The organism is Gracilibacillus sp. YIM 98692 (assembly GCF_010993965.1).
In the GTDB taxonomy this organism is placed as follows: Bacteria; Bacillota; Bacilli; order Bacillales; family Amphibacillaceae; genus Gracilibacillus.
This window is the reverse complement of record NZ_WIXM01000011.1, coordinates 89617-104559: the sequence shown is the minus strand read 5'-3', so window position 1 is coordinate 104559 and position 14943 is coordinate 89617. Positions and strand designations below refer to the sequence as shown.

The following is a 14943-nucleotide window of genomic DNA, read 5'->3' as shown; positions in this document are numbered from 1 at the left end:
AGCAATGAACGGCTTGCTAGGCACGCGGCACGGCTTCAGCTTCCTCGGCAGCAAGCTGCCTGCGGGATCTTCAGCTCGCGCTGTTCACGCAGGAGTCTTCGTATATTTCTTCCGCTAGTGAGTAGTAAGAACTATGGTTTTTCTCACTTAAAACGAGCACTATGTCCAAGCTGTGAAAAAATGCGAGACTCCTGGGGGAAGAGCAGCTTCCGAAGACCCCACAGCGAACGGGTTTCGTGAGCGAGGAGGCTGAGGTGCTGCCCCCGGAAAGCGAGTATTTTTTCACAGCGTCGGATTAAGCACTCATCGTGAAACGAGTTTTCAAAAGTTATGTCGTAGTTTATGGATATTACGCATTATTTTTTATACTTTCTCTTTTTCTAAAAAAATTCCTTAGTATTATAGTTCTATTATTAATAAGAAAAAGCTGCTAACCCTTTATAGGGTTAGCAGCTTTGATGTGTACTATTCTTTGCTAAAACCGATGTCTTTTCGATAGAAAAAGTCGTCTGTTTGATCAAATCGTTTGAGATAGCGGTAAATTTCTTTTTGTGCTTTTTCTGGACTATCTTGAATAGAACCGACGAGAAGCACTCTACCACCTGTTGAATGAAATCCTCCGCCTTCCGAACTGCCTGTTCCAGCGTGGATCACATACACTTGATCATCTTCTTCAAGCGCTGGCAGCGGGACATTTTTTTGATAAGCGCCTGGATATCCTTGAGATGCGACTACAGTTCCAATCGCATAACCGTCCTTCCAGCTCAATTGTGGATCTTTTCCTGAGGTGACATCCTCTATTACCTGGATTAAATCATTCTCTAATAAAGGCAATACCACTTGCGTTTCTGGGTCGCCAAAACGTGCGTTAAATTCAATGACTTTTGGTCCTGCTTTCGTTTCAATTAGCCCGCCATACAGTACTCCTGTATAGGTACGACCTTCCTGTTTCATACCTTTTGCAGCGGGCTTTAAAATTTTTTCTACCGTGTATTCCACATGCTTCGGATCTAGACCTGGTACTGGGGAGAAGGCACCCATACCGCCAGTATTTGGACCTTCATCATTATCATATGCGCGTTTATGATCACGTGCAGGCACCATAGGATAAACATCTTCCCCATCGACAAATGCAAAAAGGGAGAATTCTCTTCCGTCCAAGAATTCTTCAATCACTACTCGGCTTCCAGCATCACCAAAACGGTTGCCTACTAGCATGCTTTCTACCGCTTCTTCTGCTTCTGCTTCAGTTTGAGCAACCACTACCCCTTTTCCTGCTGCTAAGCCATCAGCTTTAATGACAATTGGTGCACCTTCTTGCTTAATATAAGCTTTGGCTTGATCAATGTCTGTAAAGGTTTGGTATTTTGCCGTCGGGATGTCGTACTTGTGCATAAACTCTTTAGCAAAATCTTTACTTCCTTCAATAATCGCTGCTTCTTCTGTTGGCCCGAACACTTTTAAGCCTTCATTTTGGAATGCATTGACAACACCTTTAGTTAGTGGAACCTCAGGTCCTACAATGGTCCAGTCGATCTCTGCTTCTTTTGCAAATGCTACGAGCTCTTCGATCGCATCGTCCTTGATGTCCACACATGTTGCATCTGCTTCGATACCACCGTTTCCAGGTGCTGCGAAAATTTGCTCGACACGCTTACTATCTTTTAATTTTTGAACAATGATATGCTCACGCCCACCACTTCCAATAACTAAAACCTTCATGATTTCCTCCTTCATATGTAGGTAAGGGTATTTTTTCAACATAATATTTTAAATAGTAAAGGAGCTGTCCAAAAAGTTAGTTCCCTGTACAAGCAACGAAAATATACTCACTTTCCTTGGGCTCGTAAGCTCGTTTCCAAAAGAGTCTCGCATATTCCCGTTGCTGAATCAGTACTAAACTTATGAGACAGCCCTTCTTGCTTTATTAATGCTTAAAGTGGCGCATTTTAGTGAAGACCATTGCAATGCCGTGTTTATTACACTCATCAATTGAGTCTTGGTCACGTTTTGAGCCACCAGGCTGGATGATCGCTTTAATACCTGCTTTTGCGGCATTTTCTACCGTATCTGGCATTGGGAAGAAGGCATCTGATGCTAGTACCGCACCATTTGCATTATCTCCAGCTTGTTCAAATGCAATGCCGGCTGCACCAACACGGTTCATTTGTCCAGCACCTACACCCAACGTTTGATCACCTTTTGCTACCACAATCGCATTAGATTTTACATGCTTCACCACTTTCCAAGAGAAAAGCAATTCTTCGGTTTCCTTTGCATCTGGCTTGCGATCCGTTACTACTTCCAAGTCATTTGCAGTTACACTGCCATTGTCACGGTCTTGCACAAGTAAACCGCCAATAACACTTACCACTTTTTTTGTATCAGTTTCGTCTACTTCCATCGGAGTTTCTAATAGACGAATATTTGGTTTTACAGTTAGAATTTCTAATGCTTTTTCTGAGAAGCTAGGTGCAATCACGATCTCTAAGAAAATATCTTTTAATAAATTCGCCGTTGCTTCATCTACTTCACGATTTAAGGCTACAATACCACCGAAAATAGAAACAGGATCTGCTTCATACGCTTTTTGATAAGCATCCACAACGCTTTCGCCTATTCCAACACCACATGGGTTCATAAGCTTTACTGCAACTGCTGCTGGCTTTTCTGTAAATTCTAGTACGACTTCTAATGCTGCATTAGCATCTTGGATGTTGTTATAAGAAAGCTCTTTTCCGTGCAATTGTTTCGCATTTGCAATAGAAGCACCTTTGACATTTCCTTCTTTATAAAAAGCTGCTTTTTGATGAGGATTTTCTCCATAACGTAAGGATTGTACCTTTTCAAATGTTGGGGTAAACGTTTCTGGGTCTTCTTCCTCTGTAATGTTAACAAAATAGTCCGCAATCATTGCGTCATAGTTTGCTGTATGACGGAACACTTTTGCTGCTAGGTTTTTACGGAATTCAGCAGATCCACCATTATTGTCTAATTCTTCTAAAACTGAGTCATAGTCAGATGGGTCCACAACCACTGTCACATCACGGAAGTTTTTTGATGCAGCACGTAACATAGTTGGGCCGCCAATATCGATATTTTCAATCGCATCCGCTTCTGTCACATCTTCTTTTGCAATGGTTTCTTTAAATGGATAAAGATTGACCACTACAACATCGATTGGCGCAATATCACGCTCTTCTAACTGTGCAATATGTGATTCTTCATCACGTCTTGCTAAAAGTCCTGCATGAATATACGGATGGAGGGTCTTGACACGACCATCTAAAATTTCCTCAAAATTGGTAACAGCAGATACTGGTAATGCCGGAAGTCCTGCTTCTTTTAATTTTTTCAAGGTACCACCTGTAGAGATTAATTCATAACCTAGCTTGTCTAGTCCTTCAGCAAATGGCACTAAATTCGTTTTATCCGATACACTTAGCAACGCGCGTTTTTTCAACATTTATTCTCCTCTCGAAATAATTTGCTGAATTGTTTCAGGGTATAAGCGATGTTCCACTTTTTGAATCGCCTTTTGTAAATCTTCACGAGTCATATCATCTTCTACTTGAACCGCTTCTTGTGCAATAATTTTACCCGTATCCATTCCTTCATCGACATAATGAATGGTGACACCAGATACTTTCACTCCTGCATCAAAGGCTTGTCCTATCGCATCCAGTCCAGGAAAAGCTGGCAATAGAGATGGATGGATGTTGATAATACGTCCTTCGAATGGCTTTAACAATGTGTCGCCAATCAGACGCATATAGCCAGCCAAAATCACCCATTCTATTTCTTTTTCCTGAAGTTTTTCTACGATGTCTGCTTCAAATGCATCCTTGCCGTCATAATTTTTCGGATCAAAAATAAAAGTTGGTGTCTGGTTTTGTTTTGCTTTTTCTACTACCTTTGCATTCGGTTTATCTGAAACCAGCAATGCAACCTCTGCATCTAACACACCGCTTTTGGCTGCTTCGATGACGGCATCATAGTTACTGCCTGTTCCAGAAGCAAAGACAGCTATTTTCGTTTTACTCATTAGAAAATGTCACCCCTGCTTCTTCTGTCACCTCACCGATAATGCTAGCCTTTTCTCCGATATCCTCCAGCAATTGTATAGCCATATCCGCTTCATGAGCTTCTACTACTACCGCCATGCCGACACCCATGTTAAAAACGCCATACATTTCATCTTCTTCAAGACCTGCTTGCTTTTGTAAATAATTAAAAACAGCCGGGATTTCCCATGAGCCTTTTTGAATGTTAACACCAAGCTTTTCAGGGATTGCTCTCGGTAAGTTTTCGTAAAAACCGCCGCCTGTAATATGGCTAATCCCTTTAATCGTGAGATCAAGCTTTAATTGTTGAATCGCCTTTGTATAAATCTTAGTGGGCTCAAGTAATGCTTCTCCTAAAGTCTTTCCTAATTCATCCACTTTCGTATCATAAGAAAGATCTTGATCTTCAATGATTTTTCTCACTAGCGAAAAACCATTAGAATGCACACCGCTTGATGCAATACCAATGATTTTGTCTCCCGCCTGAATCGTTTCTCCAGTGATTAACTGCTGTTTATCCGCAATACCTACGACGAATCCTGCAAGGTCATATTCCTCATCGCCATACATACCAGGCATCTCTGCTGTTTCTCCACCTATTAAAGCAGCATTGCTTTGGACACAGCCTTCACTAATGCCTTTCACGATCTGTTCCATCTTTGCTGGTTCATTTTTACCACAAGCAATGTAATCTAAGAAGAATAAAGGATCAGCACCTTGAGCTACGATATCATTCACACACATTGCTACAAGATCGATACCTACTGTATCATGTTTATCCATCGTAAAGGCAAGTTTTAATTTCGTTCCAACTCCATCTGTTCCCGAAACAAGTACAGGTTCTTCATAAGAAAATTTACTTAAATCAAATAGTCCAGCAAATGCGCCAACGCCACCTATTACTTCTGGACGATTTGTTTTTTTAATATGCTTTTTCATTAAGTCTACTGCTTGGTAGCCTGCATGAACATCGACACCCGCTTTTTTATAAATATCACTCATCGAATTAACTCCTTTTCACGTGCTACGATTAAGAGGTTTTCTTTTATCAGAGTGAACAATCGTCCGTAAAATCCCCACTTCAAGACTTAGAATTATGGAGTGGGGAATAACGGACGCTAGCACCCAGATAAGTTTCTACTCTTTATCGGTCACTTCACCAAAATTAATCTTTATATGCTGGAATTTCTGTATCCGGATATATTTCTGTTGGATAATTTCCAGTAAAACATGCTCGGCAAATACCGTGCTCCTGCGTATCTCTATCACTTACAATCGACTTTTTCAAGCCATCTGGTGTTAAAAAGGCAAGCGTATCAGCACCAATAATTTCTTTCATATCTTCTATCGAATTATTAGATGCGATGAGCTCTGACTTTGTCGAAGTGTCAATTCCATAATAACAAGGATTTTGAATTGGTGGAGAGGCAATACGAACATGCACTTCTGTCGCACCTGCTTCTTTCAACAAACGTACAATTCTACGACTCGTTGTTCCTCGTACTATCGAATCATCCACCATCACGACACGCTTCCCATCTACAATACCGCGTACTGCAGAGAGTTTCATCTTTACCCCTTGCTCACGAAGCTCTTGCGAAGGCTGAATAAAAGTACGGCCTACATAACGGTTTTTAATTAAACCAAGCTCATAGGGTATACCTGTCGCTTCGGAAAACCCAATCGCAGCTGAGATACTGGAGTCTGGCACCCCTGTCACAACATCTGCTTCTACCGGTGATTCTTCCGCTAATTGTTTTCCCATCGTTTTACGACTAGCATGCACATTTAATTCATTTAAATCACTATCTGGTCTTGAGAAATACACATATTCCATAGAGCATAGAGTACGCTGTAATGGTGATGTGAATTGCTTCGTACGGAATCCATCTTCATCAATAACGATTAGTTCTCCAGGCTTCACTTCACGTTCATAAGTGGCCCCGATCAAATCAAATGCGCACGTTTCAGATGCCACAACATACGCATCTCCAAGACGACCTATAGATAATGGACGTAAGCCTCGAGGGTCTAAACCAATAAACAATTGATCCTCTGTTAAAATAGAAAAGGCATAAGCTCCTTTAATCATGCCAAGCGCTGAAGTGATCGCTTCTTCCATTGGCACATTACCGCTTCGTTTTACTAAGTGAGCAATAACCTCTGTATCTGATGTTGTTTGCAAAATACTTCCTTGAGCCTCTAGTTGATTTTTCAAAGCATGAGCGTTGACTAAATTACCATTGTGGGATAGTGCCATACTATTCTTCTGAGAACGGAAGACAAGTGGCTGGACATTTTCATATCCCCCACCACCTTGTGTTGCATAACGAACATGGCCGATTGCAGCGTGCCCCTTCAAACGAGAAACTTCCCCTTCTGAGAAAACATCATTAATAAGGCCTACTCCCTTGTGGACATTCAATTTATCTCCATCTGTTGTTACTATACCTGCGCCTTCTTGCCCGCGATGCTGCAGAGCGTGCAAGCCGTAGTACGTCATTTCGGCTGCTTTTTCATGCCCCCAGATCGCAAATACTCCACATTCTTCATTTATGCCTTTGATTTCAGCAAGCACGGGATAGCTCCTTTCCATAATTGTTGTAATGACTCGATGTCTTCATTAATCACTTGTTCTTGCTCACTATTAACAACTAACTTACTTGTGTTTGTAACAATACCAATTGCTTGAGCATCTTCTACTACTTTTTCAAATGCTTCACGCTTTGCTTCCGGTACAGATACTAAGAAACGAGATTGTGTTTCACTAAATAAAGCTGCTGTTACGTCTCCATTCACTTTAATATCTGCTCCTAAACCTTTGTTAGCAAATAAGCTTTCTGCTACGGCTACTCCTAGGCCACCTTCTGCAAGATCGTGCGCAGAAGAAACAAGACCATCGCGAATTGCTTGTAATAATTGTCCTTGACGGTTTACCTCAACATCTAAGTCCAGGACTGGTGCTTTTCCAAAATATTTGCCTTCTAATACATTTTGCAATTCACTTCCACCAAACTCTGGAGCTGTTTCTCCAATCACATAAATAGTGTCCCCTTCTTGCTGGAACTGTGATGGTGTAATGTGATCAAGAGATTCGTGTAAACCTACCATTCCAACTACAGGGGTTGGGTAAATCGCTTGACCATTGGATTCGTTATACAAAGATACATTTCCACTTATAACCGGTGTGTTTAGCTTTAAGCTGGCTGCACTCATACCTTCTACACTTTTTTCCATTTGCCAGAAGTTTTCTGGTTTGTCTGGATTACCAAAATTCAACCCGTCCGTTAAAGCAAGTGGCTTCGCACCAGAAGATATGATGTTACGCGCTGCTTCTGCTACTGCAATTTGCCCGCCCACTTCTGGGTCTAGATAAATATAACGAGAGTTACAATCGGTTGTCATCGCGATAGCTTTGTCATATCCTCGCACACGTACAACTGCTGCATCAGAACCTGGTGAGAATACAGTATTAGCTTGCACCATTGAATCATATTGATCATATACATATTCTTTACTTGCAATCGTTGGCTGCTGTAATAATTGTTTTAATGTTTCTGTATGGTTGTCTACATTTGGTACGTAATCTGCCATCTTTTGATACTCTTCATAATATGCTGGAACCTTTGATTCTTTATGGAAAATAGGTGCATCTTCCGCTAAGTTATCTACTGGAATATCTGCCACCACTTCTCCTTTATGCAATAAACGGAACATTTTATCTTCTGTTACTTGACCTACCGCTACCGCTTCTAAGTTGTACTTTTTGAAAATATCAATGATTTCTTGTTCTTCGCCTTTTTTCACACATAACAACATACGCTCTTGTGATTCAGAAAGCATCATTTCATATGCTGTCATATTCTGCTCACGCTGAGGAATCAAATCTAGATTCATTTCCATGCCCATTCCAGCTTTACTTGCCATCTCACTCGCTGATGAAGTAAGACCAGCTGCTCCCATGTCTTGAATCCCTACAAGAGCATCAGATTGGATGACTTCTAAACATGCTTCAATCAGCAGTTTTTCCATGAATGGGTCTCCGACTTGCACATTAGAACGTTTGCTTTCGGAGTCTTCAGACAGGTCTTCAGATGCGAAAGTTGCTCCATGGATACCGTCACGTCCTGTCTTAGAGCCAACATACATGATTGTGTTACCTTCACCTGCCGCAATCCCTTTTTGAATATCTTTCGTATCAATTAAACCAACACACATGGCATTGACAAGCGGGTTACCTTCATATGAATCATCAAACTGTACTTCACCGCCAACCGTTGGAACCCCAACACAGTTGCCGTAACCTGAAATACCATGTACAACTTCATCAAATAAATATTTCACACGACCTGTATTTAGGTTACCAAAACGAAGCGAATTTAATGATGCAATCGGACGAGCTCCCATAGAGAAAACGTCACGAATAATTCCACCAACACCAGTCGCAGCACCTTGATAAGGCTCTACCGCTGAAGGGTGATTATGACTTTCTACTTTAAACACGACACCTTGCCCGTCGCCAATATCTACAACTCCTGCCCCTTCACCAGGACCTTGTACAACTTGAGGTCCTTCAGTTGGGAACTTTTTTAGAAGTGGCTTAGACGTTTTGTAGCTACAGTGCTCTGACCACATCACCGAAAAAATACCAATTTCTGTAAAATTCGGGCGACGACCCATAATGTTTTTAATCATGTCATATTCTTTATCCGTTAAACCCATCTCTTGATAAACTTTATCTTTTTCTACCATTTCTGGGGTAATTTCAGGCGCCTGCAACATGTTTTTCCCTCCAGTTTACTAGCATTGATTGGAATAACTTCAACCCATCGTCACTACTTAATAGTGCTTCGACCGCTCGTTCAGGGTGTGGCATCATACCAAGTACATTTCCTTTTTCATTTATAATCCCTGCAATGTCACTTACAGAGCCATTCGGGTTCGTTTTATACGTAAACACAATTTGATTATTTTCCTCCAACTTAGCACGTGTTTCATCATCACAATAATAGTTACCTTCATTGTGAGCAATTGGAATCGACACAATCTCTTCTTGTTCATATTCTGATGTGAATATGGTTTGATTGTTCTCTACCACTAACTCTTCAAAATGGCACATAAATTTTAAGTTTTGATTGCGTAACATCGCACCAGGTAAAAGGCCAGATTCTAACAAAATTTGGAATCCATTACAAACTCCTAAGATTGGCACGCCTTTTTCTGCTTGTTGTTTTAATTGCGTTACAATATCAGAAGTAGAGGCAATCGCTCCAGAGCGCAAATAGTCTCCATAAGAGAATCCTCCGGGAATTAAAATAGCATCATAACCATCTAAATTGGCTTCTTTGTACCAGATTAAATCTGCTTCTTCCCCAAGTGCATCCTTCGCCGCATAGTACATATCACGGTCACAGTTTGAACCAGGGAACACCACTACAGCGAATTTCACTGGGTAACACCTTCCTCCACTGTGTATTCATAATTTTCGATAACTGGATTAGCAAGAAGTTGATTACACATTTCCTCTATTTGCTCTTCCACATTTGCATCATCTTCCATTGTCAGCTCCATAAATTTGCCAACACGTACTTCCTTCACCTTGTTATAACCTAGTGTGTTTAAAGATCCTTGTACAGCCTTTCCTTGTGGATCTAATACACCTTCTTTTAATGTAATATGCACCTTTACTAATTTCATTTTAATGCCTCCAGTCTAGTTAAAATATTTTCATACACAGTCATTAAATCGCCTAAATCTTCACGGAATACGTCTTTATCCATTTTCTCGCCTGTTTCGATATCCCATAAACGGCAAGTATCTGGACTAACTTCGTCAGACAGGACAATGTCACCTGACGCATTACGACCAAATTCGAGCTTAAAATCTACTAATTCAAGGTTTACTTCTTTGAATAAGTTTTGTAATACTTCATTTACTTTTAACGCCATTTCTTTGATTTGCACTAATTCTTCTTCCTTTGCATCTGTCAACAATAGAGCATGAGCATCATTGATTAATGGATCTCCCAGCTCATCCTTTTTGTAGAAAAACTCTACAAGAGATGGGGTGAAGTTTGTTTTTTCTTCTACACCGATTCTTCTAACAATACTTCCTGCTGCCACATTTCGCACTACTACTTCCAAAGGAATGATCGTCGTTTTTTCTACTAGCTGTTCTGTCTCATTTAACGCTTCTTTAAAATGGCTTTTCACACCATTTTGATGCAAGTATTCAAATACTTTTGCAGATATCAGGTTATTGTAACGACCTTTTCCTTTAAACTCTTCTTTCTTTTCGCCATTAAAAGCTGTTGCGTCATTCTTATAGGATAAAACAAGTAAGTTTTCCTCCCCTTCAACGGTGAAAACTTGCTTCGCTTTTCCTTCGTATAAAAGCTTGTCTTTCATCATGGTACCCCCTCTATTAAGATAAGCCGATCTTTTTGAAAATTTGATCCACATTTTTCAAGTGATACGTATAGTCAAAGCAATCATCTAGCTGTTCTTTTGATAAGGTGTTTGTGATGCGTTCTTCCTTCTCAATTAACTCACGGAATGGTGTTGCCGTCTCCCATGCCTTCATCGCATTTGGCTGTACCATATCGTATGCTTCCTCTCGGCTCATGCCTTGGTCAATCAATGATAATAACACTCGTTGTGAGAAAATTACGCCGTACGTACGGTTAATGTTGCGCTTCATGTTTTCAGGGAATACCGTCAAGTTTTTCACAATATTTCCGAAACGATTTAACATGTAATTCACTGCAATCGTCGCATCTGGCAGGATCACACGCTCTGCTGATGAGTGAGAAATATCGCGTTCATGCCATAATGCTACATTCTCATAAGATGTCATCATATATCCGCGAATCACACGTGCCATCCCGGTCATATTCTCAGAACCGATTGGATTACGTTTATGCGGCATCGCAGAAGAACCTTTTTGACCTTTTGCGAAGAATTCTTCTACTTCACGAGTTTCCGTTTTTTGCAATCCGCGAACTTCTGTCGCAAATTTTTCAATAGAGCTAGCAACCAACGCTAATGCAGACATGTACTGCGCATGGCGGTCACGTTGTAATGTTTGGGTTGATACCGGTGCTGGTGTTAAACCTAGCTTTTCACAAACATACTTTTCTACAAACGGATCAATGTTGGCATACGTTCCAACCGCTCCAGAAAGTTTTCCTGTTTCGATTACTTCTGCTGCTCTGTTAAAACGCTCGAGGTTTCGCTTCATTTCTTCATACCATAATGCCATTTTTAACCCAAACGTAGTTGGCTCAGCATGCACACCATGTGTACGGCCCATCATGACTGTGTTTTTATGCTCGATGGCCTTCTCTTTTAAAATTTCAATAAAGTTTTCAATATCACGACGAATTAAATCATTGGCCTGCTTCAATAGGTAAGATAAAGCTGTATCTACAACATCTGTTGAGGTTAAGCCATAGTGTACCCATTTACGCTCTTCGCCTACGGTTTCCGATACCGCTCTAGTAAAGGCAACGACATCATGACGTGTTTCCTGTTCGATTTCAAAGATTCGCTCTACATCAAAAGAAGCTTTTTCTCTTAACTTTTCCACATCTTCTTTTGGAATAATTCCTAATTCACTCCAGGCCTCACATGCTAGCAGTTCTACCTCCAGCCAAGCATCAAAGCGATTTTCATCTGTCCAAATCCTGCCCATCTCTTCTCTTGTATAACGTTCTATCATTTTGTACGTTGCCTCCCTATTTATTTATCTTCTTGTATTAAGTTTTTCTCCACTAAGTCTTGATATACCCTCCATGGGTCATTTTCAATATACGTAACATGTCCCATTTTTCGTAATGGCTTATTTTCTTTTTTGCCATACATGTGTAAGTGTCCTGCCACTACTCTGTAGTCTTCCATCTTCTCTACATATGGCTCGACATCCTTGCCTAGCAAGTTCACCATTACAGCACCGCCGTGAAAGTAAACAGGAGCAAGCGGAATGTTGCATATTGCTCGAATGTGCTGCTCAAATTGAGAAACGCTGCAAGCTTCGATCGTATAATGTCCCGAATTATGCGGTCTTGGAGCCAATTCATTAATTAGTATCTCATCACCGCATACGAACATTTCAATCGCGAATGTTCCAACAACACCGATTGTTTCTGCAATAGCCTTTGCTGCTTCTTTTGCTTTCTCAGCCACTCCATCAGATACTTTTGCTGGCGCTATGGTTGCATGCAAAATGTGTTCACGGTGCTTATTTTCTGCTACTGGAAAATAGGAAATGTTTCCATCTTTCGTTCGTGTAAAGATAATCGAAATTTCCTTATCGAAAGGCACCCATTTTTCCACAATGACACGACCTGCGTTTTCCAGCATTTCAACAGCTGGATCTAAATCATCTGCTGATGTAAGCTTTACTTGTCCTTTGCCGTCGTAACCGCCTCGACAAGTTTTGGCAACAGATGGATAACCTATCTCTTGCGCGGCCTCTTCTAATTCTGATTTTGATTTCACGATAGCAAAAGGAGCTACTGGCTGATCACTATCCACCATCGCCTTTTTCTCTAGCTCACGATCTTGCGTTACTCGTAAAGAATTTGCGCCTTGTGGTAACAGTTGTCGAGCTTCTAAATATTGTGCTGCTTCTAAATCAACGTTTTCAAACTCATAGGTGATGACATCACTTTGTTCCGCAAGCTTTTGTACAGCCTCCATATCATCATAAGCAGCTACAATTTGGTCATCTGCCACTTGCGCTGTAGGACAATTTGGTGTTGGATCTAACACGACTACCGAATAGCCCATATGCTTTGCTGCTGTTGTCATCATACGACCTAACTGTCCTCCGCCAATAATTCCAATTGTTGAGCCGAAAAGTAGTTTATTGTTTTGCAAGATCTTCCCTCATTTCTGTGACTTTTTCTCGCATTTGTTGTTGATAATTTGAAAGGCGCTCTGCGACCTCTTGGTCAAAGCTGCCAATCATCTGTGTTGCTAAAATACCTGCATTTTTTGCACCTGCTTTGCCAATCGCAACTGTTGCTACAGGTACACCACCTGGCATTTGCACAATGGAATAGAGTGAATCTAATCCATTTAACGTTCTCGTTTGTACAGGAACACCGATAACAGGCAATGTCGTTTTAGCTGCTACCATTCCTGGTAAGTGCGCTGCACCTCCTGCACCAGCAATAATGACTTTCAAGCCTCTATCTCTAGCATTTTCTGCATATTCAAACATATCTTCTGGTGTTCTGTGTGCAGAGATCACTTCCTTTTCATAAGCAATACCTAATTCATCTAAAACATCACAAGTATGCTTCATTGTCTCCCAATCAGAAATGCTTCCCATTATCACACCAACTTGTGCCATGAGATAACCCCTCTCTATATAAAATGAAAGTCAATCAGTAGGGCTTCTTTTTCCCCCCACTGATTTTTTAGTTGAACCAATCAGGGTGTTAGCGTCCGTAATCCCTACTTAAATTCTTTGCTTGAACTTTGAAGCGGGGGATAGCGGACGGTTATTTCACCGTGATAAAGAAAAAACTTGGCTTATCGCCAAGTACTGGCGAAAGCCTTAGTTTTCTTATACTATCAACAATAAATTTTTATACTATCTTATAGTATAAAATAAAAAACCTATTCTCTCCCTTGTACAAGAGAAGATGAATAGGTTTTGTCATCCTGTCTATTCACATGAACCTTTTTCATCTATTATTCCTCTTCTACAGGTTATGAGCAATTTCGCGAATCCGATATGTTTACGAACATTCTGCTTAAATCCTTCACCTCGGAATAACAGATTTAAAAGCCATGTAACATCTTCCCTCATAGTCCATCATTTACGGTGATGGGTAGAAACAACTGGGCCTTATTCCCAAAATTATATGAGGTCTTTGCTTTTCAATTGTTAGATTTATTCACTGCATATTTATGATAACAAGGAGCCTTCGCTTCTGTCAATAAAAATCGAACGTTAATATAATCGTCCATATTAACGTTCGTGTTTTGCTAAAACTGCATCAAAGACAATTGTACTCCCTACAGGTTCGACATCACCATTCTTTTCCTTGAAAACCGGCTTTTCTGTTCTTCTCATCGGTTGATATCCTTCTTTCTTGATGCGGTCTAAGCATGCTTCAATCGTTTCGTCATCTTGCAGTTCAAACTTCTTCTTTTTTGGCAGCTTGTTGTTGTTCTTGTTTTTTGACACTTCTTAAAATCTTCCCCCTTTTCACTTGTTTCACCCAGAACCCACCATATATTTGTTTCGGCTCATAGGCAACAATAAAGGCTTTAGGGTCAATCGACTTAATCGTCTCATATAAATGCACTTCATATTTTCTCGGCGTTAAAATTTGCATCGATAACCGGTCACCATCCATTCCATATGCATACCAACTGGTTACCCCATACCCTTTCTCACGCAGCTTTTTCGTAAAAGAAATCTCTGGGTCGGAAGAAATCACATTCACTGTAATATGTCCAAGGGCTAGCTTTTCTTCAATCATGGAACCAATCACTACACCTAGTCCATAACCTAAACCATATGCCACTAAATTCTGTATTTCTCCTAAATTATCTAATACAATCCCTAAACCAAGCGTATAAATGACAATCTCAAAAATACCGATTGCCCCTGCTATATACCTTCTCCCTTTCAACGTTAGGATCACCCTTAATGTGGAAAGCGATACATATATAATGTTAATAACCATTATGATTACAACCATAACCAACGCATTTTCCAGCATATGCGCACCTCCATTGTCACATTGTGATACATGACTAACATATACTATATCGTTATTAAATAACGACACCGTATTTTAGCGAGAATATTTTATCACATTCCATTCACAGTGCATAGGAAAAAAATGATCGATTTTTCT

At 40.5% G+C, this 14943-nt stretch carries 14 protein-coding genes and 1 riboswitch; all 14 genes read right to left on the bottom strand.

All coding sequences use genetic code 11. The annotated features are described in order from the left end of the window. Positions 1 to 465 precede the first annotated feature (465 nt). The 14 genes from purD to GHD00_RS11820 all read right to left on the bottom strand — a co-directional run bounded on the left by purD (position 466) and on the right by GHD00_RS11820 (position 14805). Positions 466 to 1722 carry a phosphoribosylamine--glycine ligase gene (gene purD / locus GHD00_RS11885; protein ID WP_163538382.1) on the bottom strand — a complete coding sequence of 419 codons (1257 nt, stop codon included), beginning with the start codon at positions 1720 to 1722 and terminating at the stop codon, positions 466 to 468. A 205-nt stretch (positions 1723 to 1927) separates the two neighbouring features. Next, positions 1928 to 3463 (bottom strand): bifunctional phosphoribosylaminoimidazolecarboxamide formyltransferase/IMP cyclohydrolase, encoded by a 1536-nt coding sequence (gene purH, locus GHD00_RS11880; RefSeq protein WP_163538391.1) that lies wholly within the window; start codon positions 3461 to 3463, stop codon positions 1928 to 1930. A gap of 3 nt (positions 3464 to 3466) precedes the next feature. Next, a complete protein-coding gene (gene purN / locus GHD00_RS11875) occupies positions 3467 to 4045 on the bottom strand; it encodes a phosphoribosylglycinamide formyltransferase (RefSeq protein ID WP_163538381.1) in 579 nt (192 codons plus the stop codon). Next, the gene (gene purM / locus GHD00_RS11870; RefSeq protein WP_163538380.1) at positions 4038 to 5066 is read right to left on the bottom strand and encodes a phosphoribosylformylglycinamidine cyclo-ligase; all 1029 of its coding nucleotides are present in this window, start codon (positions 5064 to 5066) and stop codon (positions 4038 to 4040) included. The genes purN and purM overlap by 8 nt, the downstream gene beginning before the upstream one ends. Before the next feature lie 163 nt (positions 5067 to 5229). Continuing rightward, positions 5230 to 6642 (bottom strand): amidophosphoribosyltransferase, encoded by a 1413-nt coding sequence (purF, locus tag GHD00_RS11865; protein ID WP_163538379.1) that lies wholly within the window; start codon positions 6640 to 6642, stop codon positions 5230 to 5232. Continuing rightward, a complete protein-coding gene (gene purL, locus GHD00_RS11860; protein ID WP_163538378.1) occupies positions 6618 to 8846 on the bottom strand; it encodes a phosphoribosylformylglycinamidine synthase subunit PurL in 2229 nt (742 codons plus the stop codon). Before purL ends, purF begins: the two co-directional genes overlap by 25 nt. Further along, positions 8830 to 9513 carry a phosphoribosylformylglycinamidine synthase subunit PurQ gene (gene purQ, locus GHD00_RS11855; protein ID WP_163538377.1) on the bottom strand — a complete coding sequence of 228 codons (684 nt, stop codon included), beginning with the start codon at positions 9511 to 9513 and terminating at the stop codon, positions 8830 to 8832. The genes purL and purQ overlap by 17 nt, the downstream gene beginning before the upstream one ends. After that, positions 9510 to 9761, bottom strand: coding sequence for a phosphoribosylformylglycinamidine synthase subunit PurS (gene purS / locus GHD00_RS11850; RefSeq protein WP_163538376.1), 252 nt, complete (start codon positions 9759 to 9761; stop codon positions 9510 to 9512). Before purS ends, purQ begins: the two co-directional genes overlap by 4 nt. Further along, entirely contained in the window at positions 9758 to 10471 is a 714-nt protein-coding gene (purC, locus tag GHD00_RS11845) for a phosphoribosylaminoimidazolesuccinocarboxamide synthase (RefSeq protein WP_163538375.1), read from the bottom strand. The genes purS and purC overlap by 4 nt, the downstream gene beginning before the upstream one ends. Before the next feature lie 16 nt (positions 10472 to 10487). Then, positions 10488 to 11783, bottom strand: a complete 1296-nt coding sequence (gene purB / locus GHD00_RS11840; protein ID WP_163538374.1) for an adenylosuccinate lyase — start codon at positions 11781 to 11783, stop codon at positions 10488 to 10490. A gap of 20 nt (positions 11784 to 11803) precedes the next feature. Then, a complete protein-coding gene (purK, locus tag GHD00_RS11835; RefSeq protein ID WP_163538373.1) occupies positions 11804 to 12943 on the bottom strand; it encodes a 5-(carboxyamino)imidazole ribonucleotide synthase in 1140 nt (379 codons plus the stop codon). Continuing rightward, complete coding sequence (gene purE / locus GHD00_RS11830) at positions 12930 to 13421, bottom strand: 5-(carboxyamino)imidazole ribonucleotide mutase (RefSeq protein WP_163538372.1); 492 nt, start codon at positions 13419 to 13421, stop codon at positions 12930 to 12932. The genes purK and purE overlap by 14 nt, the downstream gene beginning before the upstream one ends. Before the next feature lie 441 nt (positions 13422 to 13862). Beyond that, positions 13863 to 13962: riboswitch (purine riboswitch) on the bottom strand. Between the two features lie 83 nt (positions 13963 to 14045). Beyond that, entirely contained in the window at positions 14046 to 14264 is a 219-nt protein-coding gene (locus GHD00_RS11825; protein ID WP_240468679.1) for an NETI motif-containing protein, read from the bottom strand. Continuing rightward, the gene (locus tag GHD00_RS11820; protein ID WP_163538371.1) at positions 14215 to 14805 is read right to left on the bottom strand and encodes a DUF2179 domain-containing protein; all 591 of its coding nucleotides are present in this window, start codon (positions 14803 to 14805) and stop codon (positions 14215 to 14217) included. Before GHD00_RS11820 ends, GHD00_RS11825 begins: the two co-directional genes overlap by 50 nt. Positions 14806 to 14943 lie beyond the last annotated feature (138 nt).